Origin of the sequence: Sphingomonas faeni (genome assembly GCF_040407505.1) — a bacterium.
In the GTDB taxonomy this organism is placed as follows: Bacteria; Pseudomonadota; Alphaproteobacteria; order Sphingomonadales; family Sphingomonadaceae; genus Sphingomonas; species Sphingomonas faeni_E.
In genome coordinates, this window is sequence record NZ_JAPZPQ010000005.1 from 15,333 (window position 1) to 38,553 (window position 23,221).

Sequence of the window (23,221 nt, forward strand, 5' to 3'; positions counted from 1 at the left end):
GCTGTCTAGCAACGACTTGGTCAGCTCGCCACGCCGTCCAACACGACGACCGAAACGGCTGACGTGCCGAGCAGGTCAGCGATCGTTTCGCCGGACGACAGCGCAGTATCCGCCCACCAGTCGCTGGCATCGACCTCGTCGACGTAACGTCCGGCGCCGCGCAGGGCCGTTACGCACCGCACTGCCATGCCGTCATGCACGCGGTCAAACGCGATGACGTGCTCGGCTCGTGCACCCGTCACGGCGATCGGTTCGTACGAGCCGCTCGCGAACAGCGCTGGATACTGACGCCGTAGCGCCAGCAGGCGAGCGATCAACGCCGCCTTCGGATCGGACGCGGTCGCGAGCATTTCCTGGCGGGCCGCATAGTCGACCGGCCGCCGGTTATCCGGATCGACCAGGCTCAGATCGGCGGTCTCGGTGCCTTGATACAGGTCGGGAACGCCCGGAACGGTGTAACGCAATGCTACCTGCGCGAGGCCGTTCGCCTCCGCTGCCGGCGCGACGAGATCGACGAACGCCGTGATGTCGCCGAGGAACGCCGCCGACCGCTCTGCATCGAGCAGCGCCCGCGCCAGATCGTGACAGCGGGTCTCGTACGCCTCGTCCGGCGCCTCCCACGAAGAGCGGAGTTTGGCCTCGCGCAATGCCTTCTCCTGCCACGCGACGATACGCTCGGCATACTCCGAAAGAGCCTCGGCATCCAACGCATCTAGGTCCACAGGCCATGTGCCGAACAGCGTCTGGAGCAGCATATAGGTGTCGGCAGGATCCACGCCTTCCGCATAGGGGGCAGCCAGTTCATGCCAATGCTCCGCATGCGAACGCCACAGATCGGGTATCTCGCTGAGCACCGCGAGCCGCGCGCGCACGTCCTCGCCGCGCTTGTGATCATGCGTCGCGGTGGCGAGCATCGCGGACGGCCAGTCGCGAGCGCGCTCGATCATCGCGGCGTGGAAAGCATCGATATCGAGCGACATCCGCGCCGCATCGAACCCGACATCGTTGCGCGAGAGCAGGCGACCATAGCGGTAGAAGGCGGTGTCCTCGACCGCCTTGGCCGCGATCGGCGCGGAAAGCTGCTGGAATTTGCGCACCGCTTCGGCGGCGAGTGCGACGTCGCCTGGCCCCTCGCCTGCCAACCAACCCAGTATCCGGTCGACCACCGCGCCTTCGCCGGGCGGAACGAACTCCGCAACCCGCTGGCGGACGGTGTCGCGGATCCTGACGTCTGCGAGCGGCGCCGCTTCGCCCGTTCCATAGGTCCGATACACCGGGAAGACCCAGAGCAGCCTCTCGATCGCGCGGTGGAGCATGCCCCTCGTCAGTCCATCGCAGTCGGGTGTCGAGCGGGCCAGCGCCACGAACGCCTCGACGCAGCGGCGGTGCTGCGCATCGAACTGCCACGCGAGCAGTTCCTGCCGCGCGCGCAGTTCCTCGGGTGCGAAGTCGGCGGAGCGGCCGCTTATGTCGGCCCAGAGTTCTGCGAGCGGTTCTGCCCCGGCGGGGGCGTGGAGCAAGGCGGTGACCTGCTCCATGAAATCGTATCCACTGGTACCGTCGACGCCCCAGTCGGTGCTGAGCGGTTCGCCGTCGGCAAGGATCTTCTCGATGACGATATACGCCGGACCGGGTGGTGCACCGGCGGGGCGATCGATCGCATCCAGTCGCGCGCGGAGCTGGCGGCAATAGTCGGCGGGATCGGTCAGGCCGTCGACGTGATCGACGCGAACGCCGTCGATCAGTCCTTCGGCGTATAGGCGGAAATAGAGTGCGTGCGTGGCGTCGAACACGATGGGGTCTTCGGCACGGAGGCCGGCGAGGTCGTTGATCGTAAAGAACCGCCGCCAGTTGAGTTCGTCGTTCGCGACGCGCCACGACGCGAGGCGGTAGTGCTGGCGGTCGATGAGCCCGGCTATGTTATCGGTTGCCGCGGTCGCCTGGTCATCGTCGCGGAGGGGCAAGCGATCTTCGCCGTATGCTTCCAGCACGTAGCGGCCCTCGACCTGCTCGACCTTCAGCGCGCCGCTGGCCAGTGTTTCGGCGAGCGGATCGCCGAGGATCGGGAGGACGAGCTTCTCGCGCCAGTCGATGTCGAAGTAGCGCGCGAATTCGCTGGCTTCACCATGTGTTAGGACATCATTCCACCACGCGTTCTCACCACCGGCAACGCCCATGTGGTTCGGGACGATGTCGATGATGATGCCCATCGCCCGCGCGCGAAGGGCTGCAACGAGGCTTCGGAAGACCGGTTCGCCGCCGAGTTCGGGGTTGATGCGGGTCGGGTCGACGACGTCATAGCCGTGGGTGGACCCGCTTCGCGCGGTGGTGATCGGCGAGGCGTAGAGGTGGCTGATCCCGAGGTCGTCGAGATAGGGCACCAGCGCTTCGGCATCGGCGAACGTGAAGTCCTTGTGGAACTGGAAGCGGTAGGTTGCGCGCGGCGTTGTAGGCGGGATCATGCGGGTCTCGTGGCGTTGAGCGTGTCGATGCGGGCGGCGACTTCGGGGCGGGCGAGCAGCGCCTCGGTCGTGTCGGGCATGCGGCGGCGCCAGTTGGGGTGTTCGTCGATCGTGCCGGGGAGGTTGGGTTGCTCGACCAGTCCGGCGAGGTCTTCGATCGGGATGATGGCGAGCGCGCAGGGCGTGCCGGCGACGTGCGCGATCGCTGCGTCGACGATCGGGTCGGTGTCTTCGGGTGTTGGCTGTTCGGTGCCGGTGTCGAATGCAGACCAGAGCGCGACGCGGTCCTCGGCGCGAGCAGCGAGGTCTGTAAGTTTGTCGGCAGCGTCGGACTTGCGTCCGAGGTCCCATGTCCAGTCGATATTGCGGCCGCTCCACCAACCTGCGATCGTAGCGAGATCGTGCGTGCCGGTCATCGCCACCGCGTCGGGCGACCATTTGGCGGGAGGGACGAAGCCGTCCGCATCGCGCTCGAACCAGAGTACGCGCATGCCGAGCATGGCGCGGGCGTCCATCGCCTCGCGGAACCCGTCGGGGACGGTGCCGAGGTCTTCGCCGATGACGATCGCACACGCGCGCTGCGATTCCATCGCGACGATCCGCATCAGATCGTCGAACGGCATGTCGAGGTAGGCGCCCTCCCCGGCAGACGCGCCTTCGGGAACGACCCAGAGGCGACGGAGGCCGAACGCGTGGTCGATGCGGATGCCGCCGGCGTGCGCGAGCGCGGCACGGATCGTCGCGATGAAGGAAGCGAAGCCGGTGTCGCGCAGGGCTTGTGGATCGAACCCGGTGATGCCCCAGCTTTGCCCGTCTGGCCCGAGCGGATCGGGCGGCGCGCCGATCGAGAGGCCGGTCAGCAGGTCGCTGCGCCGGCTCCAGCCGTGGCTGCCGCCGGGGTCCATGCCGACGGCGAGATCGGCGATGAGGCCGATCGCCATGCCGGCGTCCTTCGCGGCCGTCTGCGCGGCGTCGAGATCGCGGCGGGCGAGCCATTGGAGGAAGACGTAGAAGGTGACGTCATCGGCGTGCTCGGTGACGAAGCGGCGGACGGCCGGGCTGGCGGGCTCGTGATACTCGGCGGGCCATTGCTGCCAGCCGCGCGCGCCGTCGCGCGCGAAAAAATGTGCATGGAGCGCTTCGAACTCGGCGTGATGGTCGAGATTCTCGCCGCCATCCCGTCTGAATGCTTCGAGAGTTTTTCCAAGCGATTTCGCATCTTGGTCGAAGGCCTTGCGAAGTCCTGCGAGCTTCGCGGGTATTGCTTGCTGCCAGTCGATGAGCTCCGAAGTCGGCTCGTCCGACGTCCCGGTGAACACAGCTGAATCACCGTAGAGGCCGTTTAGGAATTGCCGGCTGGATGGCGCATAAGGACTGTAGCGGCTGGCATCGGCCGGGAACAGCGCATGCGTGGGGCTGATGGCAAGCGCGTCGGCGCCCCGCTCGCCGAACGCTCGCGCTGCTTCGGCGAGTGTACCGAAGTCGCCGAATGCCTTCGTGGACTCGCTGCGCAGGCTCGGGATCTGGACCGCAGGCGCCCAGAGTTTCCGTCCCGGCAGGACGTCGGCGATCGTGAAGCAGCGGCGCGGCGCGACGAGCAGGTCGATCACGTCGTTGCCGATTTCAAGACGGTGATAGCCGGTGTGATCGATCGGTTTGAGCGCACCGCGGCCGATCGCGACCGATGTCCTCGTACCGTTTTCGAGGGTGAGTTGGGCGTTGCCCGATAGGGTTATCGAAAGCTGGATCGGGTCGCCGACATTAACGGACACGAAGCGCGGCGTACGCGATGTTGGCGTCGTGATCGCAGCGAGACTATCGGCGATCTGCTTCGTATCGGCGGATGCGTGGCCGAGGCGGTCTAGGATCGCGTGCAAGGCACCGTCCGACACGGTCTGCCGATGACCAGCCGCGTCTTGCCATTCGGGTTGCAAGCCCGCTGCGACAGCGAGTGTTTGGAGACTGTTCATCGATCGAGCCAGACTGCCACGCTGGCTGCCTCGCCGGGCTCGCCATCGCTAAAGATCGGCGAAGCCTCTATTGCAGGAAAATCAACGAGTTCATCGCCGAGGTTGAGCGCAATTGTCAGGATTGCGCCGTCACCCATTTTCCAGCGCGCAACGACCGCCCCATCGCCGATCGCCTCGGCACCGATGGCGGTCGTATCGCGCAGGCGGGGGATAATCTGCTCGTGTCGGATTTTGAGCAGCGTCCGGTACAGGTCCTGCCACTTAGCCGCGTCGGCACCGGGGCGTGCGCGCGATTGGAGAAAGGTTTCGTGTGCGTTGGGGTCAGGGATTGCCTCACGCGCTTCGGGGTCGGCGAAGGCGGCGAACTTGGCGAATTCCTTGCGCCGACCTTCGCGCACCGCGTCCGCTAGCTCGTCGTGGAAGTCGGTGAAGAACAGGAACGGGCTTTCGCTGCCGTGTTCGTCGCCGATGAAGAGCAGCGGGATTTGCGGGCCGAGCAGGAGCAACGCGGTGGCGGTGCGGAGCTTATGGCGGTCGGCGAGCAGCGTCAGGCGCTCGCCCATCGCGCGGTTGCCGATCTGGTCGTGGTTCTGGAGGAACGCGACGAACGCGGTCGGCGAGAGGTGAGCGCTGGGCTTGCCGCGCGGCTTGCCGTCGTGGTTGGGGGAGCCTTCGCCCTGGTAGATGAAGCCTTCGCTAAGGCACCGCGCGAGGCGTTCGGCGGGGCGGTCGGCGAAGTCGGCGTAATAGGCGCTGGTCTCGCCGGTGAGCAGGACGTGGAGGACGTTGTGGAAGTCGTCGTTCCATTGCGCGTCGAACGCGGCGGGGCGGAGACGGTCGGAGTCGTTGCCTTCATTCTCGAGGACGAGGTGCACGTGGCGGCCGGCGGTCTTCTCGCGCAGTTCGGCGGCCATCGCGTCGAGGAAGGCGTCGTTCTCGATCGCGTGGACCGCGTCGAAACGGAGGCCGTCGAACTTGTATTCGTTCAGCCACATCAGCGCGTTGTCGACGAAATAGCGGTGGACCGGCGCCTGGTCGACCGCGACCGCGCCGCCCCAGGGCGTGTCGACTTCGGGGTGGAAAAAGCCCTTTGCATAGGCGCCGAGGTAGTTTCCGTCGGGGCCGAAGTGATTGTAGACCACGTCGAGGAACACGGCCAAACCGAGTTCGTGCGCGCGGTCGACCAGCGCCTTCAGCTCGTCGGGTGTGCCGTAGCTCTCGGCGGGGCCGTAGGGGAGCACGCCGTCATAGCCCCAGTTCCGCGTGCCGCCGAACGCGTTGACGGGCATGAGTTCGATTCCCGTGATGCCGAGTTCGGCGATCACCGGGAGGTGGTCCGCGACGCCTGCGAAGCCGCCGAGCGTGCCGACATGGACCTCCTGGATGACCATCTCTTCCCACGGTCGGCCGCGCCAGTCCGGGGTCCGCCACACGTAGGCGTCGGGATCGACGACGACGCTCCAACCATGGACGCCGCCGGACTGCGCGTGCGACGCCGGATCGGGAACCGCGAGATCGTCCGTTAGGCGGAACCGGTAGAGGGTCCCCGCCCCTACCGGCGCCTTGGCGCTGAACCAGCCTTTCGGTTCAGGGATCATGGGGACTGACGGGCCATCGGCAATCTCGACCGCCACTGCGTCGCGATCGGGTGCCCAGAGGCGGAACGTCGTTTCGTTCCCGGTGAGCGTCGGTCCCCAGCTACTCACGCTGCGATCGTCCAGGAGAGCAGTGCCGCACCCTGTGGGGGAAGCTCGTAGCTGTCCTTGATCGGTGTGGTGCCCTGCTCGGGCTTGCTGCTGTCGATCAGCACGGTGCGTTCGACGTCTGCCGGGGGTGGCATGTAGAACGTCAGCGGGCCTTCCGAGGCGTTGAGCAGGAGCGAGATAACCTGCACTTCGCCCGACTCCTGCTCGCACGCGCGACGCATCACCAGCGCGCGGCCGTTGGTGTTCTCCCAGTCTTCGGGCGTAAGTTGCAGGCCACGCTCGTCCCACCATTCGATGTCCTTCAGCCCTTCCGCGGGCGTGTCCTCGCCGTAGAGGAAGTTACCGGCACGGAGCATCGGATAGTCGCGGCGGAGTGCGATCAGGCGCGCGGTGAAGTCGATCAGCGCGTCGCCCTCGGGGGACTTGGCCTTGTTCCAGTCGAGCCAGCTGATCTCATTGTCCTGGCAATACGCGTTGTTGTTGCCGTTCTGCGTGCGGCCGAACTCGTCGCCCGCGACCAGCATTGGCGTCCCGAGCGACGCGAACAGCGTGGTCAGCATCGACCGCATCACGCGCGACCGGGTTTCGAGGATTGCGGGGTCTTCCGTCGGGCCTTCCACGCCCCAGTTGCGCGAGCAGTTGTTCGAGTGGCCGTCGTTATTGTCTTCGCCGTTCGCCTCGTTGTGACGCTCCTCGTAGGCAACCGTGTCGGCAAGCGTGTAGCCGTCATGCGCGCCGAGCAGGTTGACGCTTGCCCAGGGTCGGCGTGCGCGGCGGTCGAACAGGTCGGCCGAGCCGGTCAGGCGGGCGGCGAGATCGGCGCGCTGCGCATGATCGCCGCGCCAGAACTTCCGCACGGTGTCGCGGTACTTGTCGTTCCACTCGGCGAAGCCGGGGGGGAAGTTGCCGAGTTGATAGCCGCCGGGGCCAATGTCCCAGGGCTCGGTGATCAGCTTCAGCCTGCCGAGCACGGGATCCTGGCGGAGCACGTCGAAGAAGCCTGCGCCGGGATCGAAGCCGGTATCCGTACGGCCGAGCGTCAGGCCGAGATCGAAGCGGAAGCCGTCGATGCCGAAGCTGGTCGCCCAGTAGCGCAGCGAATCCGCGACCATCTGGATCACGCGGGCCTTGGTGAGGTTCAGCGTGTTGCCGGTGCCGGTATCGTTGATCGAATAGCGCGGGTCGTCCTTGACGAGGCGGTAATAGCTCGCGTTGTCGAGGCCGCGCCACGAGAGCGTCGGGCCCTGTTCGGAGCCTTCGCAGGTGTGATTGTACACGACGTCGAGGATAACCTCGATCCCGGCGGCGTGCAGGCGGCGGATCGAACGGCGGAGTTCGTCGTGGCTGTCGGTCGCGAAGAACGATCGCTCGGGCGTGAAGAAATTGAGGGTGTTGTAGCCCCAGTAATTGCGCAGGCCCTTTTCCTGGAGGAAGCGGTCCTGGGTGTAGGTGTGGATCGGCAGAAGCTCGATCGCGGTGACGCCGAGGTGCTTCAGGTGATCGATGACCTTGGGGTTGCCGAGCGCCGCGAAGGTGCCGCGTTCGGAGGGCTGGACCTCTTCGAACAGCTTGGTCAGGCCCTTCGTGTGCGCTTCGTAGATGACCGTCTCGGACCAGGGCGTGTTCGGGCGCACGTCGCGCGACCAGTCGAAATGGCTGTCGGTCACGACGCCCTTGGGCATCGTAAGCGCGCTGTCGCGCTTGTCGAAGCTCAGGTCCGCGCGCGGCGACTTCACCTGATAGCCGTACATCGCGTCGGTCCAGCGGAGTTCGCCGATCATCTGCTTGGCGTACGGATCGAGCAGCAGCTTGTTCGGGTTGAAGCGGTGGCCTTCCTCGGGCGCGTACCGGCCATGCGCCCGATACCCGTAGACGAGGCCCGGCTGCGCGTCGGGGAGGTAGCCGTGCCAGACTTCGTCGGTCCATTCGGGGAGCGCATAGCGCTTCAGCTCGCGGCGGCCGGTCTCGTCATAGACGCAGAGTTCGATCTTCTCGGCATTGGCGGAATACACCGCGAAATTGACGCCGAGGCCGTCGAAGGTCGCGCCGAGGGGATAGGCCGAGCCGGCGTCGAGCGTGTCGGGCAGTAGATGCAATGGGAGAACCCTTTTCGTGTCGTAATCGTCGCTGCGGGCGCGGCTTTATCGCGGTGCAGCATTCCTTGCCGTGAAACCCGCCCGCCCGTTCCTATGTTCCGCCAGCAGCAACGAGTTTTCGCCGCACCTTCTCACAGATCAAGGGACCTGCGTATGCCTTCCATCCGATTGATTGCCGCATGAGCGGGCCGAAACTGTTCGAGCCGCTCCAGATCGGCAACCTGACGCTCGCGAACCGAATCGTGATCGCGCCGATGTGCCAGTATTCGGCCCAAAACGGCTGCATGAACGACTGGCACCAGATCCATCTGGGGCAGCTTGCACTGTCGGGCGCGGCGCTGCTGACGATCGAGGCGAGCGCGGTGCTGCCCGAGGGGCGGATCACGCATGGCGACGTCGGGCTGTACGACGATGCGACCGAGGCGGCGATGGCGGGCGTGATCGAGAGCGTGCGGCGCTGGTCGGACATGCCGATCGCGATCCAGTTGTCGCATGCCGGGCGGAAAGCGTCGTGCGAGGTGCCTTGGAAAGGCGGACTCCAGATCGCGCCGGGCGAGCCGAACGGGTGGCAGACCGAGGGGCCCTCGACAGTGCCGTTCCTGCTGGAGGAGAATGCTCCGGTCGCGCTGGACGCCGAGGGGTTGGCGCGGGTCCGCGATGCCTTCGTGGCGGCGACGGTGCGCGCAGCGCGGCTCGGGATCGACGCGGTGCAGTTGCATGCCGCGCATGGGTATCTGTTGCACGAGTTCCTGTCGCCGCTGTCGAACCGGCGCGAGGACGAATATGGCGGCAGTCTCGAGAACCGGATGCGCTTCCCGCTCGAAGTGTATGACGCCGTCCGCGCTGCCTTCCCGGCCGAGCGCGCGGTGACGATGCGCGTGTCGGGTACCGACTGGGCCGAGGGCGGCTGGGATTCGGAGCAGACCGTGGCGTTCGCGAAGGCGCTCGAGGCGCGTGGGTGCAGCGCGATCCACGTGTCGAGCGGTGGGATCACGCCCGCGCAGCAGATCCCGGTCGGGCCAAGCTATCAGGTACCGCTCGCGCGGGCGGTGAAGCAGGCGGTGTCGATCCCGGTGGTCGCGGTCGGGCTGATCACCGATTTCGAGCAGGCCGAGGCGATTATCGGGACGGGCGATGCGGACATGATCGCGCTAGCTCGGACGATTTTGTACGATCCGCGATGGCCTTGGCATGCGGCGGCGCATCTTGGGGGCAAGGTGAAGGCGCCGAAGCAGTATCTGCGGTCGCAGCCGAGGCAGTTTAAGGATTTGTTCGAGGGGTAGAGGGATTCCTGCAATCCTCCCCGCCAGGGGGAGGTGGCAGGCGTAGCCTGACGGGGGGAGGCAGGCGAAACCTCTGTTCCGTGTCCTCCCCCTCCGTCGCTCCGCGCCACCTCCCCCTGGCGGGGGAGGATTTCTTAGTTACGGACTGGCGATGCTTAAGCGCTCACCCCGCGACGGTCATCACCGAGCCCGAGTCCACCCGGATATCCGCGCCGTTAATGAAGCTCGCGCGCTCCGAGCACAGGAACACGATCGCCGACGCGACCTCTTCCGCCGTCCCGCGACGCTTGAGCGTCATCCCCGGGCGCTCCTCCTCGAGAAACGTCTCGATCGCCGCGTCGAAGCTCGTGCCCTTCTCGTCGGCGCGCTTCTCCATCATCTTGTCGGTCATCGGTGTCGCGATGAACGCGGGCGAGACGGTGTTCACCAGCACGTTGTCGCAGCCATAAGCCTTGGATAGCCCCTTCGACAGGCTGGAGATGCCCGCCTTCGACGCGCAATAGGCGAGCTCGTCGACATAGGGCTGCACCGCGTCCTCGGAACTCATCAGTACGATGCGCCCCCATTTCGCGGCACGCATCGCCGGGATCGCCTCGCGGCAGACGCGCACCGCGCCCATCAGGTTGATGTCGAGCGTCGACTGCCAGCCGGCATCGTCGACATCGAGAAAGTCGCCGGTCGCACCGGTCACGCCCGCGCAGTTGACCAGGATGTCCGGCTCGCCAAGCTGGTCGCGGACCTTGGCGAACAGCGCCTTCACGTCGTCCAGCTTGGTCAGGTCCGCCTCGACCGCGATCACTTCGCCGTGCGCCTTCAGGTCTTCGACACTGGCGTCGAGGTCGCCGCCGGGCTGGTCGGTGATCGCGACGCGGACGCCTTCCTGGAGCAGCATCCGGGCGGTTTCCTTGCCCATGCCGCTGTCCGCGCCGGTGATGAGCGCAATCTTGCCTGTGATATCAAGGTTCATGCTGTCGTCCTTACGTCAGTGAAAAAAATCATGCCCATTCGCGCGGACCGTCGCTGTCGAGCGCGCGGTCGAGGTAGAAGGCGGCGCTGATCAGCGCCAAGTGGCTGAAGCCTTGCGGGAAATTGCCGAGGAAGCTGCCGTCCTGCGCGATTTCTTCCGCGAACAGGCCGAGATGGTTGCCGTGCGCGAGCAGCTTCTCGAAGTTCAGCCGCGCCTCGTCGAGGCGCCCGGCCCGCGCGAGGCACTCGACGTACCAGAACGAGCAGGCGACGAACGTACCCTCCTGCCCCGGCAAGCCGTCGTCGATCCGGTAGCGATAGACCTGCCCGTCGTCGGACAGGTCCTCGCCGATCGCCTCCAGCGTCGCGAGCCACTTGGGATCGGTCGCGCCGACGAAGCGGACCAGCGGCATCATCAGCAGTGCGCCGTCGACCGCCAGATCCTCGGGCGAATCGCCGATCGCGCGGACGAAGCGGCCGAGATCGTCGTTCCAGAAGTTCGCCCAGATATCGTCGTGGATCGCCGTCCGCGTTTCCGACCAGCGGACCAGCGGCGCGGGCAGCGAACGCTTCTGCGCCAGCCGCACCGCGCGATCGACCGCGACCCAGCTCATCAGGCGCGAGTGAAGATAATGCTTCTTCGGTCCACGGACTTCCCAGATCCCCGAGTCCGGCGTGTCCCACGTCTCGCAGACCTGGTCGACGATCCGCCCGATCGCGACCCAGGAATCATGCGCGATCGGCTCGCCATATTTGCTGCCGAGATAGGTCGCGTCGAGTAGCGCGCCGTAGATGTCGTGCTGCGTCTGGTCCTTCGCCTCGTTGCCAACGACGATCGGCGTGGCGCCCTCGAACCCGGCGAGGTCTAGCTTGCGTTCGTCGGCGATCTCGCCGCCGTCGAGCGCGTACATGACGCCGAGATGGCCCTTCGAACACGCCTGCGCGCGGTCCATCGCCCAGTGGAGGAAGCCGACTGCCTCGCCCTGATAGCCCAGCCGGAGCAGCGCGTAGACGGTGAACGAGGAGTCGCGGATCCATGTCGCGCGGTAATCCCAGTTGCGGACGCCGCCATGCGCTTCGGGGAGGCCGAAGGTCGCGGCGGCGGCGATCGAGCCATGCTTGCGCGAGGTGAGCAGTTTCAGCGTCATCGCCGAGCGCTCGACGGTCTCGCGCCAGCGGCCGCGGTAGCGCGACTTGCGGCTCCACGCGCGCCAATAGGCAATGTCCTTCTCGACGATCGCATCTAGCGCTTGGGTATCGAGCGAGACGTCGTCGGGGTTGCTGAGGATCAGCGAAACGGTGTCGCCTTCGTTAAGGTGGATTTCAGCGGTCAGGTCGCAGCCGTCCGCGACGAGCGTCGCGGCACCGTGAACCGCAAGCGCGAGGCCGCTTTCATGGTCGAACCGCCCGCGCGACACGTCCGCATCGGTGGTCGTGACGGAGGCCATGCGTCCCATCACGCCATAATCGAACCGCGGCGCACAGCGGACGCGGACCGTCGCCGACCCGCGCGTGCAGGTCAGTCGGCGAACGAGCCGCGACGGCGCGTCATCGGCATCGTTGCCGACCGGCATAAGGTCGACCAGATCGACGCTCGCCGCATTCGCCATCCAGCGGGTCAGCAGGATGTTGGTCTCGGGTAGGTACATCTGGACGATGTTCGCGTCGAGCAGATCGGGCTCGACCGAGAAATGCCCGCCCTTGTCGCCGTCAAGCAGCCGCGCGAAGACCGACGCGCTGTCGAGGCACGGCCAGCAGAGATAATCGATCGTCCCGGCCGTATCGACCAGCGCGATCGTCTCCAGATTACCGATCGCGCCGTGGTCCGCGATCGATATGGCGTGCTTATCCCCATGGTCAGCCATTATCGCGGAAGCCGGGATACAGGCTCATGCCGCCGTCGATCGTCAGCGTCGATCCGACGATATAGTCCGCCGCGTCCGACACCAGGAACAGCGCCGCGCGGGCGACGTCCTCGGGGTCACCGACGCGGCCGTAGGGGATCAGTTCGAGCAGCTTGTCCTGGTCGGCGGTCGCATCCTCGTTGATTTCGGTCGCGATCGCGCCGGGGGCGATGCCGTTCACGCGGATACGGTCGCCGGCGATTTCCTGCGCGAGCGTTCGCATCAGCATCCCGCTGCCGCCCTTCGACGCGGCGTAATTGGCGTGGCCCGCCCAGGGGATCACCTCGTGCACCGAACTCATGAACAGGATCTTCCCGATCGACCGGCTAAACCCGCGGTCACCCTGCTTGCGGAACCGGCGGACGGCCTCGCGGGAGACCAGGAATTGCCCGGTCAGGTTGACGTCGATGACGCGCTTCCAGTCCTCCAGCGTCAGGTCGGCATAGGCCGCATCCTTCTGCATGCCGGCGTTGGCGAAGACGATGTCGACCCCACCGAAGCGCTCGACCGTCGCGTCGAACAGCTTCATCACCGCTGCCTCGTCCGACGTATCCGCTTCGCACGCGAACGCCTCGCCGCCAGCCTGCTCGATCGCCTCGACCACCTCTCGCGCCTTGTCCGCGCTGCTGTTGTAGTTGACCGCGACCTTCGCACCGGCCTTGGCAAAGGCGATGGCGGAGGCGCGGCCGAGACCGGAACTCGCGCCGGTAACGATCGCGGCCTGGCCTGTCAGGTCGATGTGCATGGCTGGTCTTTCGCTGGGGATTATCGCGGCTTAACGCGCGCCCTCCGGCATTTCTCCCTGCCAACGCCCTCCCCCCGCAATCTTGCTGATCTGCGTTAAGTCCTCGTTTCCAGTGCAACTCTTAGCCCGCCCCGCGCGCTGTGGGTCCTGAGAAGCTACGAGGACGGCACATGACCAAGACCATCGCCAAGGATACCGGCACGCCACCGCAGGGCGCCAAATTTGAAACGCAGATCGGCGAAGGCGGCGAACTCCATCAGGTCGCCAGCGACGACGGCGACGTCCTGACGACGCAGCAGGGCATCCCGGTATTCGACGACCAGAATTCGCTCAAGGTCGGCGATCGCGGGCCGACGCTGCTCGAGGATTTCCACTTCCGCGAGAAGATCTTCCACTTCGATCACGAGCGTATCCCCGAGCGCGTCGTCCACGCGCGCGGCTATGGCGCGCACGGCACGTTCACGCTGACCGAGAGCTTGGAAGAGTTCACCAGCGCCGGCATCCTGACCGAAGTCGGCGAGCAGACGCCGATGTTCCTGCGTTTCTCGACGGTCGCGGGCAACAAGGGCTCGGCCGATCTCGCGCGCGACGTGCGCGGCTTCGCGGTGAAGTTCTACACCAAGGAGGGTAACTGGGATGTCGTCGGAAACAACATCCCGGTATTCTTCATCCAGGACGCGATCAAGTTCCCCGACCTAATCCATGCCGCCAAGCAAGAGCCCGACCGCGGCTTCCCGCAGGCGCAGACCGCGCATGACAATTTTTGGGACTTCATCAGCCTGACCCCGGAATCGATGCACATGGTCATGTGGATTATGTCCGATCGCACCATCCCGCGCGGCTTCCGCTTCGTCGAGGGCTTCGGCGTACACACGTTCCGCCTCGTCAATGCCGAGGGCAAGGGCACTTATGTCAAGTTCCACTTCAAGCCGAAGCTGGGCCTTCAGTCGGTCGCGTGGAACGAAGCGGTCAAGATCAACGGTGCCGATCCTGACTTCCATCGTCGCGATCTTTGGGACTCGATCGATCAGGGCAACTTCCCAGAGTGGGACATGGGCGTGCAGCTGTTCGACGACGAGTTCGCCGACAATTTCGAGTTCGACGTGCTCGACGCGACCAAGGTCATTCCCGAGGAGCAGATCCCGGTCCGCATCATCGGCAGCTTCAAGCTCGATCGTCTGGTCGACAATTTCTTCGCCGAGACCGAGCAGGTCGCGTTTTGCACGCAGAACATCGTGCCGGGCATCGGCTTCACCAACGATCCGCTTCTGCAGGGCCGCAACTTCTCGTATCTCGATACGCAGCTGAAGCGCCTCGGCAGCCCGAACTTCACGCATATCCCAATCAATGCGCCGAAGATCCCGGTGAACAATTACCAGCAGGACGGCCACATGGCGATGCATGCCCGCAAGGGTCGTGCGAACTATGAACCGAACAGCTGGGCCGGCACGCCGCGCGAGAGCCCATCGAAGGGCTACAAGCACTTCCCGTCGCAGGAAACGGGACGCAAGGCTCAGGTGCGATCGGCGACGTTCGCCGATCACTACAGCCAGGCGCGGCAGTTCTTCATCAGCCAGACCGAGATCGAGCAGAAGCACATCGGCGATGCGCTGACGTTCGAGTTGTCCAAGGTCGAGCGCGTTGATATCCGCGAATTGATGGTCGGGCATCTGCTCAACATCGACGAGAAGCTCGCGAAGACGGTTGCCACCGGTCTCGGGCTCACGGCGATGCCGCCCAAGGCGAAGGCTGCGGTCGAGACGCGGACCGACCTGCCCGCTTCGGATGCCCTCAGCATCCTCAAGAACACCAGCGGCAGTTTCGAGGGTCGCAAGCTCGGCATTCTCGTCACCGACGGTGCTCCGGCAGCAATCGTGCAGGCCCTGGTCGACGGGATCGTCGCGGCGAAGGCCACGTACGAGATCATCGCACCGAAGGTTGCCGGCGCGACGCTCGACGACGGGACGCTCGCGGAGGGAAAGCAGAAGATCGATGGCGCGCCGTCGGTGCTCTACGATGCCGTCGCGATCGTCGTGTCGGCGGACGGCGCGAAGAAGCTCGGCAAGGACAAGACCGCTAAGGACTTCGTTAGCGATGCGTTCGGGCATGCCAAGTTCATCGGCTTCAACGCCGACGCGAAGCCGTTCCTGGAAAAGGCCGGCATCGAGGACGAGGATATGGACGACGGCGTGATCGCACTGGGCGGCAAGAACGACGTCGAAGCGTTCCTGAAAACGCTCGCCAAACTCCGCATCTGGGACCGCGAACTGAACGTCGACCTCGACGCACCAGCGTTCGAAAACCCCGAGGCGGCTTGATCGCTTCGTTCAAACCCGGATCGTCGCCACCACACGCTCAGCGTGCGGTGGCGATCGCCATTCCGGTCAAGAACGAAGACCAGTATCTGCCTGGCTGCCTCGACGCGTTGGATCGTGCGGCGGGGCGCTACGGCGGCAAGGTAGTCATCGTCGCAATGGCGAACGACTGCACCGATGGCACGATCGATATCCTGACGAACTGGCGGCCGACGCATGCGACGCTCGCATGGTCGGCCGTTTCGCTTTTACCGGGTGCGCGGCACGCCGGTTGGGCCCGGCGGCTGGCGCTTGACGCGGGGGCCGCGCTGCTCACGCATCATACCGATCTGCTGCTGTCGACCGATGCGGACACGAACGTGGCCGCCGACTGGATCGTCCGTATCATCGCGCACTTCGACGCGGGTAACGACGCCGTGGCCGGTCGCGCGCTGACGCTGCGGTCCGACCGAGCGAGCCTTGGCACGGCGGCACGGCGGCGGCTCGATCAGCTCGGGCGCTATTATACCGCGCTCGATTATCTGCGCGCGCGCGTCGAGACCGAAGCCCATGATCCCTGGCCACGCCATTTCTATGAGGGTGGCGCCAGCATCGCGGTGACGCACGCCATGTACCGCCGGATCGGTGGCGCCCCCACCCCGCCCGTTGCCGAGGACCGCGCGCTGTTCGACCGTATCCGGGCGCATGGTGGGCAGGTTCGGCACCCGCTCGACGTCCGCGTCTTCACGTCCTGCAGGATTTCGGGACGAGCGCCGGGTGGCATGGCGGATGCGGTCGCGCGATGGATCGACCAGCCTGTCGACGCGCCGCTCCACGAGACTTATGCGGTGACGGCAGCGCTCGATCCCGCTTCCGCGAACCCGAGCGACCAGCTCAGCTTCGCGACGTTGCCCGCGGCGATCCGCGAGGCGCAGACGCTGATCCGCCTAACGCGCGTTTTCCAGCCGCCAGAGGTCGAGCCGATACGCTTCGTGCCGATCGCTGCGAACGACCGTGACACGATCACCGAGCGCGGCGTGCAGTTCGGCGACGGCATCGTCCCCGCTTTTGGGATAGTCGGTCTCGCCGATCCAGTGGACCAGCATCACATACCCGCCTGACGCCGCCGCCGAGCGGACGTACGCGGCCAGCCGGACGATGTCGGCGCTGTCCCAGTAATAGACTACCTCCGACAGCAGGATCAGGTCGAACGTCCCTGCGGGAGCGTCTTCGGGAAGTCGGCGCTGCTCGATGCGAATATGCGGCTTGTCCGCGCACCGCGCCCGTGCAGCCGCGACCGCGGTTTCCGACACGTCGAGCGCGAGCAACGCGTCGCATCGGGCACCGAGCCGCGCCGTCAGGACGCCGTTTGCGCAGCCGACTTCCAGCGCGCTCTCGAACCGCTCCTTCGGCAACGCGGCCAAGGTCTCGTCATACTTCGCGGCCTCGTACGGGCTGGTCTCGAACGCCCACGGGTCGCCCTTGTCCTTGTAGAGCGCCTCGAAATACTCGGGTTCGATCGAATGTTCACGGCGCATCGCGGGTCTCCAGCAACAGGGTATTCGGCCGGTCCATCAGCCGCATCATCGCGTCGGGCAGCCGGAAGTTCTCGCGCGCGCCGACGATCCGCCCGCTGCGCTGGCTGCGATGGCACGCCATCGCGCGACGCTGTCTGGGACGACCGGATGCCGTGGCGATCGAGACTATGCGGGCGCCGCGCAGGCGCTCTGTCAGGTCGGGAACGGTCCAGCCCCAGACGAGATACTGCCAGAGACGGCAATGCGCGCGCCGTGCCACCGCCTCGGCGAGTGCGGCGGCGGCCTCGTGGTCGCAATGCGGTTCGCCCGACCATGTCACCGCGATCTGGCGGACGCCGCGAGCCTTGCACCACGTGGCCAGTCGATCGACACTTCGTACGAACAGCGGATCGCCCTTCGAAGCCGGCGACGCGTCGGGCCAATCGAGATAAAGCGCGTCCTGCTCTCCACCCAGGGCCTTCAACGCCGCCTGCGCCTCGCCGCGCCGCAGCCCCGCGATCCGTTTTCCACTCCAGCCCGGCGCATCGGGATGCGATCCCGCGCCATCGGTCAGGAACGCGGTGTGAACCCGGCCGCCTGCCGCGGTTACCGAGGCAATGAACGCGCCGCAGCCGAGCGTCTCGTCATCGGGATGCGGCGCCAGCACGAGCCAAGGCCCCTGCCCCGCCACCGTCCTGGCCGACATCCGCCGGGCCCGCCGCGTGAGATTGCTCCAGGCCCTGCCGCCCGGCGCTACCACCACCGATCGTCGCCCCAGCAATCATCCTCGAGCCACGCCGCCGCCGCGCGGTCGCGCGCCTGATCCGGGACCGGCTGGCGCAGGTACAGCCCGAGATCGCGCGTGATCCGGTCGATCCGGCTAGCCGCGAAGAACGACGCGGTGCCAACCGAACGCGCCGCCGCTTCCATCGTCTTCAAGCCCGCTTCCTCGACCACGCCGCGCGTCATCAGCACCAGCGGGATGGCGTCGCTCGCCTGCGCCTCGGCCAGATGCGCCGCCTGGCGCACCCACAAGCCTGCGCTCCGCGTCTCGGTCAGGCAGGCAGCAAACCGCGCGCGCTGGATCGGGTCCGCCCCCTTGCCGGTCGCGACGAGGTGATCGCGCAGATGCCGGACGAGTGCCTCGACCGCGCCGAGCTGGACCGCCGTAAACCGCCACGCGCCCGCGCTGAAACGTGGCTCGCGTTCATAGTCGTTCGGCGCACCGATCACGCCTTCGCGACCGATCTCCATACCCGTGAAGTCGAACCGCCCGCTGCATGTGCCGCGCATCCCGCGCACCTGCCATCCGGAATTGTCGGTCCGCGTAGTCTCGCCCGTGATCGAGACCAGCACGAGCTGCTTGTCGCCGTTCGCGTCGCGCGCCGTCACCAGGATGCGGTCGAGATGCCCGGCCCCGGTCGCAAAGCTCTTCGCGCCATCAAGCGTCCAGCGACCGTCGCCAGCAGCGTGGATCGCGAGCCCCGGCGCCGGTTCGGTATTCCAGACGCCGAAGACCTTGCCCGCTGCGAGATCGGCATCGAGCGCCTTGCACTGCGCGTCGTTCCCGTAGGTCGCGACGAGCTGGACGGCATTCACATGCCCTTCGAACACGCGCCCAAGGCTGAGGTCGGCGCCGCCGATCGCGCGGAGAACGTCGAGCAGCGCGTCGGTCTGCACGCCCGTACCAAGCGTCTTGAATGCGGCCAGCGCGCCCGCGCCGTGGAGGTCGGCTATCCGCTCCGCCGGGAATGTCTCGTGCGAATTGTCCTGATCCCATGCCGCGGCGAGGTGCCGGACGGTCTCCAGGACGGTCCAGCCGGTTGGATATGTGGTCAGTGGCCGACTCCCCGTGAAACCCATGGCGGTACGCCAGCTTCGTCACACAGAACGCGGGACAGGCGCCAGCGTTGCGTATCGCCATCATGGAGCGCGGAACTAATTTACGCGTCCGGCACCGCGGCCGAACCTTTGGTTAACGCTTGGCCGGCATACTCCCACCCAACGGAAAGGATCGGACTCGATGGCACGCAAACAGGATGTCTTTACGCTGCTCGGCAAGCGTATGCAGATCGACCAGCCGTCGCTTCGCGGGCGTCGTGGCGACAGCGACATGCCGCCGATCGCGGACCTGATCCGGCGGATCGACCGCGCGCTGCTGGAACGCCGCGCGGCCTGACCGCTTAGTCGTCCGCGCCGGCGGCTCCGATCGCGGACGCGTACATCTGCGCCGCACGCTGTTCCCGCGGATCCTTGAACGCCCGCATCGGGTCGGGCGCGTCGCCGGTCGCACGCAACACGGCCCAAAGCGCGAACTTTCGGCCAGCATCCCGCTCGGTACCGAACGCGATCGACACACGCTCCCGACCTGCCTCCAGAGCGGCCGGGCTTAGCGTATCGATGTCGGACGTGCCGAAGAAGTGGTGCGAAATCGCGTTTAGGTCCATCGCCGCCCCATGCCGGTATGGGGACGCAAACGCAAACTGACCTCGACGTGGCGCCGCCCCAAACCATATGGTTGCGATCCGACGAACCACCGCTTAGATGCGCGTCGAGCCAGCATCCGGACGGGTGGCCGAGTGGTTTAAGGCAACGGTCTTGAAAACCGTCGTAGGGGTAACTCTACCGTGGGTTCGAATCCCACCCCGTCCGCCACTGCATACAACCCGAACGCACTCGGAGATCAGTTCGCCTTCCCCGGTGGAATGATCGGCATCGGGAGCGGGGCGACCGGAACACCTTCGTCGACCAGCGCCTTCGCCTCTGCAAGGCTGGCCTGACCGTGGATGGTCGCCTGTTTCTCGTCCCCGAGATGCATCGCGCGTGCGCGGTCGGCGAACGCGGTGCCGACCCATTCCGAGGATTCCAGCGCCTTGGCCTGCCGCGTGGCTAGCATCTTCATCGCCGCCTTGACCGCTTCCGGGGTCGGCGCCGCCGGCTTGCTATTGCCCTTGGCCGGGATCGCAGGCGCCATCACCGCCTTGGGATCGTGCCATCGTCGCAAACCGGACAGCGGACATGGCCCGCCGCGCGCTGGCTTTCGTACGCTTCGCTGGATCCGAACCACGCCTCGAACACATGGCCACCACCGCACTTCAGGTCGAATACGATCACTCGACGATCGAGACGGGCGGAATAGTCCGACGATGCGCGATAACCGGAATACGCGATCGCACCTGCTCGATCCGAGCGACGTCGATCTCCGCGAACGCCAGCCCTGCGCCCTCACCCATGTCGAGCAGCACATCGCCCCATGGATCGATCACAAGCGAATGGCCGTGTGTTTCGCGTCCGTCCTCGTGAACGCCGGTCTGCGCCGCTGCAACGACGAACGCGCCTGCTTCGATCGCCCGCGCGCGTAGCAGGATTTCCCAATGCGCTGCGCCAGTCGGGCGCGTGAACGCGGCTGGGACCGACAGGATAGCGGCGCCCGCATCGCTCAACGCGCGATATAGGTCGGCGAACCGGAGGTCGTAGCAGATCGACGTGCCGAGCTTGCCCGCGGGCGTGTCGACGACCGTCGCCGTCTCACCCGCGACATAGGCTGACGATTCCCGCCAGCTTTCCCCGGACGGGAGGTCGACGTCGAACAGATGAAGCTTGTCGTAGCGCGCGCGGATCGCGCCGCTCGGGTCGATCACGAACCCACGGTTAGCGAATTTACCGTCCGCGCGTCGTACGGCAAGCGATCCCAGGTGGACCCAAATGTCGGCCGATGCCGCAGCATCACGGACGGCCGCCAGCACCGGGTCATTATCCTCGGAGACGATCGAGCCAGCCGCGCGAGACCGATCGCGGTCGATCAGTCCCGACATTTCGGGGGTGAACAACACGACCGCACCAGCAGCGCCCGCCTCCCCGACCGCTTCGACCAGCGTCGCGGCGTTGACGGCGGGATCGATCCCGCTCGTCATCTGGAGGACGCCGATCTTCGCCATCAGGCGAGAAGTGCGTCGAGGCCGCCCTTCGCGTCGAGTGCCGCCAGATCGTCCGATCCGCCGATATGCTTACCGTCGATGAAGACCTGCGGCATCGTCATGCGGCCGCCCGACCGCTCGACCATCTCGGCCTTTTTCGGGCCCCCCATCGTGACGTCGAACTGCTCGGGCTCGACCCCCTTCGATGCGAGGAGCTTCAGCGCGCGCGTGCAATACGGGCAGAACGCCTTGGTGTAGATTTCGACTTTAGCCATGAAGCGGGAAATGTGGTCTCGGTTTGCCGTTGTCAATCGTCAGACGCCGGCAAGACCCGCGCCCAGCACAGGATCACGACCGATCGCGCGCCCGCCTTGAGCAGCGCGCGGGTACACGCGTCGGCGGTCGCGCCACTGGTGTAGACGTCGTCCACCAACGCGATCGCCCTGCCCCGCACGCGGTCGCGCGACGGGACCGCGAACGCGGCCGACACCGCCTTTGCTCGCTGTCGTCCGCCGAGCCCGCGCAACAGGATCGTCCGCCGGGGCCGCGTCAGAACGGTGCGATCGTGCCCTACTCCCGACAGCTTCGCGATGGCGTCGGCGATCAGCGCCGCCTGGTTGAAGCCGCGCGACCATATTCGCCAGCGGTGCAGCGGCACCGGCACCAGCAAGTCGACCTCGTCCGGCAACAAGCGCCGCAGCTGTCGCGCCATGGTCTCCGCAAAGGCGATACGCCCCCCATACTTCAGGCGCAGCGCCAGCGTCCGCGCGATCGGACCGTAAGCGACGGCAGCGCGGACGCCGGCATGGCGCGGCGGATCGGCGAGGCATGCCGCACATCGTGCGTCGTCACCGCGGTCGAATGCGAAAGGTTGGTTGCAGCCGGCGCACCAGGGCGGCCCCAGGAACCGCAATCCCGTCCAGCAAATCGCGCAAAACCGGTGATCCTCGGCAACCGGCGTGCCGCAACCGGCGCACCGTGGCGGCAAGGCGATCCCGGCGATGAAGCGGAACGGGGCGAGTATCTTCATCCAGCCCCCCATGAGTGCCAGCCCTTGTCCGAGGCGGGCGACCACGGCACAAGCGAAGACGTGTCCGATATCGTTTCAGAAAACTCCGCCCCCGAGATCTTCGACCGCGCCGCGCGCCGTGTCCGCCGGGACCGCGCCGCGCCGGGGTATGCCGAGCATGACTTTCTGCGCGCGACTATGCTCGACGGGATCGGCGAACGGCTGGATGCGGTGACGCGAGACTTTACCGACATCCTCGATCTCGGCTGTTTCGACGGCGCCTTCACCCCGCCGCCGGGCGCCCGCGTGGCACGCTGCGATGCGGGGTTCGCGTTTGCCGCCAAGCCGGACGGCGTGCAAGCCGACGAGGATCGTCTCCCCTTCGCCGATGCCTCGTTCGATCTCGTTGTAAGTGCCGGCGTACTCGATCAGGTCAACGACCTGCCCGGTGCGCTGACGCTGATCCGCCGCGTGCTGCGTCCTGACGGCCTGTTTCTCGGCGCGTTCGTCGGTGCGGGGAGTTTGCCGGCACTTCGCAGCGCGCTGAGGTTCGCGGAAAGCGAGCGGCCTGCCGCGCGTCTCCACCCGCAGATCGACGTACGATCCGCCGGCGACCTGCTGATGCGTGCGGGGTTCGCCTTGCCCGTGGCCGATGTGGAGACGCTCGACGTCGGGTACCGCGATCTCGGCCGGCTGCTCGGCGATCTGCGCGGAATGGGGGCAAGCAATATCCTCGCGCAACGCCAGCCCCTTTCGTCGGGCACCCTCGGTCGAACCATGACGGCGTTCGCCGACGCGGCCGACGATCGCGGCCGTACGCACGAGACGTTCCAGATCGTCTTCCTGACCGGCTGGTCGCCCGATCCTTCGCAACCCAAACCGGCGCGACGCGGTAGCGCGACCGCTTCGCTCGGCGACGCGCTGCGACGTTGAGCTAGCCGATCATCCCCTCTCCCTCGACACCGCGGGCGAGGATAGCGCCCATCGACTCGAACAACGAATCCATCGCGACTGGCTTGAAAATCACATCGTCGGCACCCGCTGCCAGACAGCGCTCGCGCAGGTCCGGGGCGATGTCGGCGGTCACGACAATGATCGGGACCTTCGCCTTGGTATCGCCGCGTCCGCGGATATGTTTGATGGCGGTGATCCCATCCATGCCGGGCATCCGCAGGTCGACGAGTATGATCGCGAAGTCCTGCTCGTCGATGATCTCAAGCCCACGTTCCGCACTTTCCGCCTCGACCATCGCCACGCCCGCGACATCGAGCATATCCTTGACGACGCGGCGGTTCATCCGGTCGTCCTCGATGAACAAAACGTTCACCACAGCCCCCACTTAACATAGGTCA

At 66.2% G+C, this 23,221-nt stretch carries 19 protein-coding genes, 1 tRNA gene and 2 pseudogenes; 6 read left to right on the plus strand and 16 right to left on the minus strand.

Annotation, left to right across the window (positions count from 1 at the left end):
• Positions 1–20 precede the first annotated feature (20 nt).
• From treY to glgX, 4 genes are all read right to left on the minus strand, one after another.
• Positions 21–2,462 carry a malto-oligosyltrehalose synthase gene (gene treY, locus O6X71_RS15265; protein WP_353466591.1) on the minus strand — a complete coding sequence of 814 codons (2,442 nt, stop codon included), beginning with the start codon at positions 2,460–2,462 and terminating at the stop codon, positions 21–23.
• Positions 2,459–4,354: a 4-alpha-glucanotransferase gene (malQ, locus tag O6X71_RS15270; RefSeq protein ID WP_353466592.1), complete on the minus strand. Its 1,896-nt coding sequence runs from the start codon at positions 4,352–4,354 to the stop codon at positions 2,459–2,461. The genes treY and malQ overlap by 4 nt, the downstream gene beginning before the upstream one ends.
• Before the next feature lie 74 nt (positions 4,355–4,428).
• On the minus strand, positions 4,429–6,138 hold the full coding sequence (treZ, locus tag O6X71_RS15275; protein WP_353466593.1) for a malto-oligosyltrehalose trehalohydrolase: 1,710 nt from the start codon (positions 6,136–6,138) through the stop codon (positions 4,429–4,431).
• Positions 6,135–8,234, minus strand: coding sequence for a glycogen debranching protein GlgX (glgX, locus tag O6X71_RS15280; protein ID WP_353466594.1), 2,100 nt, complete (start codon positions 8,232–8,234; stop codon positions 6,135–6,137). Before glgX ends, treZ begins: the two co-directional genes overlap by 4 nt.
• Positions 8,235–8,413: 179 nt before the next feature.
• Between glgX and O6X71_RS15285 the strand changes: the two genes are divergently transcribed.
• Complete coding sequence (locus O6X71_RS15285; RefSeq protein WP_353466595.1) at positions 8,414–9,517, plus strand: NADH:flavin oxidoreductase/NADH oxidase; 1,104 nt, start codon at positions 8,414–8,416, stop codon at positions 9,515–9,517.
• A gap of 163 nt (positions 9,518–9,680) precedes the next feature.
• On the opposite strand, the gene O6X71_RS15290 is transcribed toward O6X71_RS15285, so the two are convergent.
• From O6X71_RS15290 to O6X71_RS15300, 3 genes are read right to left on the minus strand one after another with little or no spacing between them, the layout of a single operon-like run.
• Positions 9,681–10,484 carry an SDR family NAD(P)-dependent oxidoreductase gene (locus O6X71_RS15290; protein ID WP_353466596.1) on the minus strand — a complete coding sequence of 268 codons (804 nt, stop codon included), beginning with the start codon at positions 10,482–10,484 and terminating at the stop codon, positions 9,681–9,683.
• A 28-nt stretch (positions 10,485–10,512) separates the two neighbouring features.
• Positions 10,513–12,348 carry a glycoside hydrolase family 15 protein gene (locus tag O6X71_RS15295; RefSeq protein ID WP_353466597.1) on the minus strand — a complete coding sequence of 612 codons (1,836 nt, stop codon included), beginning with the start codon at positions 12,346–12,348 and terminating at the stop codon, positions 10,513–10,515.
• The gene (locus O6X71_RS15300) at positions 12,341–13,132 is read right to left on the minus strand and encodes a glucose 1-dehydrogenase (RefSeq protein WP_353466598.1); all 792 of its coding nucleotides are present in this window, start codon (positions 13,130–13,132) and stop codon (positions 12,341–12,343) included. Before O6X71_RS15300 ends, O6X71_RS15295 begins: the two co-directional genes overlap by 8 nt.
• A 170-nt stretch (positions 13,133–13,302) precedes the next feature.
• Between O6X71_RS15300 and O6X71_RS15305 the strand changes: the two genes are divergently transcribed.
• Both O6X71_RS15305 and O6X71_RS15310 read left to right on the plus strand, forming a co-directional pair.
• Positions 13,303–15,450, plus strand: coding sequence for a catalase (locus O6X71_RS15305; RefSeq protein ID WP_353466599.1), 2,148 nt, complete (start codon positions 13,303–13,305; stop codon positions 15,448–15,450).
• Between the two features lie 47 nt (positions 15,451–15,497).
• A pseudogene (locus O6X71_RS15310) lies at positions 15,498–15,866 on the plus strand (glycosyltransferase); the annotation flags it as partial.
• Positions 15,867–16,373: 507 nt separating this feature from the next.
• Here O6X71_RS15310 and O6X71_RS15315 read toward each other — a convergent pair.
• From O6X71_RS15315 to O6X71_RS15325, 3 genes are read right to left on the minus strand one after another with little or no spacing between them, the layout of a single operon-like run.
• A complete protein-coding gene (locus tag O6X71_RS15315; protein WP_353466600.1) occupies positions 16,374–16,964 on the minus strand; it encodes an SAM-dependent methyltransferase in 591 nt (196 codons plus the stop codon).
• A complete protein-coding gene (locus O6X71_RS15320) occupies positions 16,954–17,649 on the minus strand; it encodes a PIG-L deacetylase family protein (RefSeq protein WP_353466601.1) in 696 nt (231 codons plus the stop codon). Before O6X71_RS15320 ends, O6X71_RS15315 begins: the two co-directional genes overlap by 11 nt.
• A 47-nt stretch (positions 17,650–17,696) precedes the next feature.
• A complete protein-coding gene (locus O6X71_RS15325) occupies positions 17,697–18,806 on the minus strand; it encodes an acyl-CoA dehydrogenase (protein WP_353466602.1) in 1,110 nt (369 codons plus the stop codon).
• A gap of 160 nt (positions 18,807–18,966) precedes the next feature.
• On the opposite strand from O6X71_RS15325, the gene O6X71_RS15330 reads away from it, so the two are divergent.
• The gene (locus tag O6X71_RS15330; RefSeq protein ID WP_253072287.1) at positions 18,967–19,122 is read left to right on the plus strand and encodes a hypothetical protein; all 156 of its coding nucleotides are present in this window, start codon (positions 18,967–18,969) and stop codon (positions 19,120–19,122) included.
• Between the two features lie 4 nt (positions 19,123–19,126).
• Here O6X71_RS15330 and O6X71_RS15335 read toward each other — a convergent pair whose 3' ends face one another.
• Positions 19,127–19,390 (minus strand): hypothetical protein, encoded by a 264-nt coding sequence (locus O6X71_RS15335; protein ID WP_353466603.1) that lies wholly within the window; start codon positions 19,388–19,390, stop codon positions 19,127–19,129.
• Positions 19,391–19,508: 118 nt separating this feature from the next.
• On the opposite strand from O6X71_RS15335, the gene O6X71_RS15340 reads away from it, so the two are divergent.
• Positions 19,509–19,598, plus strand: a tRNA-Ser gene (locus O6X71_RS15340).
• Between the two features lie 28 nt (positions 19,599–19,626).
• On the opposite strand, the pseudogene O6X71_RS15345 reads toward O6X71_RS15340, so the two are convergent.
• The 4 genes and pseudogenes from O6X71_RS15345 to O6X71_RS15360 form a co-directional block, all read right to left on the minus strand.
• Positions 19,627–20,057, minus strand: a pseudogene (locus tag O6X71_RS15345) (DUF1178 family protein).
• Positions 20,054–20,881 carry a carbon-nitrogen hydrolase family protein gene (locus O6X71_RS15350; RefSeq protein WP_353466604.1) on the minus strand — a complete coding sequence of 276 codons (828 nt, stop codon included), beginning with the start codon at positions 20,879–20,881 and terminating at the stop codon, positions 20,054–20,056. Before O6X71_RS15350 ends, O6X71_RS15345 begins: the two are co-directional and overlap by 4 nt.
• Positions 20,881–21,135 carry a glutaredoxin 3 gene (gene grxC / locus O6X71_RS15355; protein ID WP_056063132.1) on the minus strand — a complete coding sequence of 85 codons (255 nt, stop codon included), beginning with the start codon at positions 21,133–21,135 and terminating at the stop codon, positions 20,881–20,883. Before grxC ends, O6X71_RS15350 begins: the two co-directional genes overlap by 1 nt.
• A gap of 32 nt (positions 21,136–21,167) precedes the next feature.
• Positions 21,168–21,890, minus strand: a complete 723-nt coding sequence (locus O6X71_RS15360; protein WP_353466605.1) for a ComF family protein — start codon at positions 21,888–21,890, stop codon at positions 21,168–21,170.
• 60 nt (positions 21,891–21,950) lie between these two features.
• Here O6X71_RS15360 and O6X71_RS15365 point away from each other — a divergent pair, with 60 nt between their 5' ends.
• Positions 21,951–22,802, plus strand: coding sequence for a class I SAM-dependent methyltransferase (locus O6X71_RS15365; RefSeq protein ID WP_353466606.1), 852 nt, complete (start codon positions 21,951–21,953; stop codon positions 22,800–22,802).
• A 1-nt stretch (position 22,803) separates the two neighbouring features.
• Here O6X71_RS15365 and O6X71_RS15370 read toward each other — a convergent pair whose 3' ends face one another.
• On the minus strand, positions 22,804–23,196 hold the full coding sequence (locus O6X71_RS15370) for a response regulator (RefSeq protein ID WP_353466607.1): 393 nt from the start codon (positions 23,194–23,196) through the stop codon (positions 22,804–22,806).
• Positions 23,197–23,221: the final 25 nt, after the last annotated feature.

Bases quoted from the DNA above. Each gene is read 5' to 3' on its own strand.
- treY (WP_353466591.1), bottom strand. From the start codon at position 2,462: ATGATCCCGCCTACAACGCCGCGCGCAACCTACCGCTTCCAGTTCCAC.
- O6X71_RS15285 (WP_353466595.1), top strand. From the start codon at position 8,414: ATGAGCGGGCCGAAACTGTTCGAGCCGCTCCAGATCGGCAACCTGACG.
- O6X71_RS15290 (WP_353466596.1), bottom strand. From the start codon at position 10,484: ATGAACCTTGATATCACAGGCAAGATTGCGCTCATCACCGGCGCGGAC.
- O6X71_RS15295 (WP_353466597.1), bottom strand. From the start codon at position 12,348: ATGGCTGACCATGGGGATAAGCACGCCATATCGATCGCGGACCACGGC.
- O6X71_RS15300 (WP_353466598.1), bottom strand. From the start codon at position 13,132: ATGCACATCGACCTGACAGGCCAGGCCGCGATCGTTACCGGCGCGAGT.
- O6X71_RS15305 (WP_353466599.1), top strand. From the start codon at position 13,303: ATGACCAAGACCATCGCCAAGGATACCGGCACGCCACCGCAGGGCGCC.
- O6X71_RS15315 (WP_353466600.1), bottom strand. From the start codon at position 16,964: ATGCGCCGTGAACATTCGATCGAACCCGAGTATTTCGAGGCGCTCTAC.
- O6X71_RS15320 (WP_353466601.1), bottom strand. From the start codon at position 17,649: ATGTCGGCCAGGACGGTGGCGGGGCAGGGGCCTTGGCTCGTGCTGGCG.
- O6X71_RS15325 (WP_353466602.1), bottom strand. From the start codon at position 18,806: ATGGGTTTCACGGGGAGTCGGCCACTGACCACATATCCAACCGGCTGG.
- O6X71_RS15330 (WP_253072287.1), top strand. From the start codon at position 18,967: ATGGCACGCAAACAGGATGTCTTTACGCTGCTCGGCAAGCGTATGCAG.
- O6X71_RS15335 (WP_353466603.1), bottom strand. From the start codon at position 19,390: ATGGACCTAAACGCGATTTCGCACCACTTCTTCGGCACGTCCGACATC.
- O6X71_RS15350 (WP_353466604.1), bottom strand. From the start codon at position 20,881: ATGGCGAAGATCGGCGTCCTCCAGATGACGAGCGGGATCGATCCCGCC.
- grxC (WP_056063132.1), bottom strand. From the start codon at position 21,135: ATGGCTAAAGTCGAAATCTACACCAAGGCGTTCTGCCCGTATTGCACG.
- O6X71_RS15360 (WP_353466605.1), bottom strand. From the start codon at position 21,890: ATGAAGATACTCGCCCCGTTCCGCTTCATCGCCGGGATCGCCTTGCCG.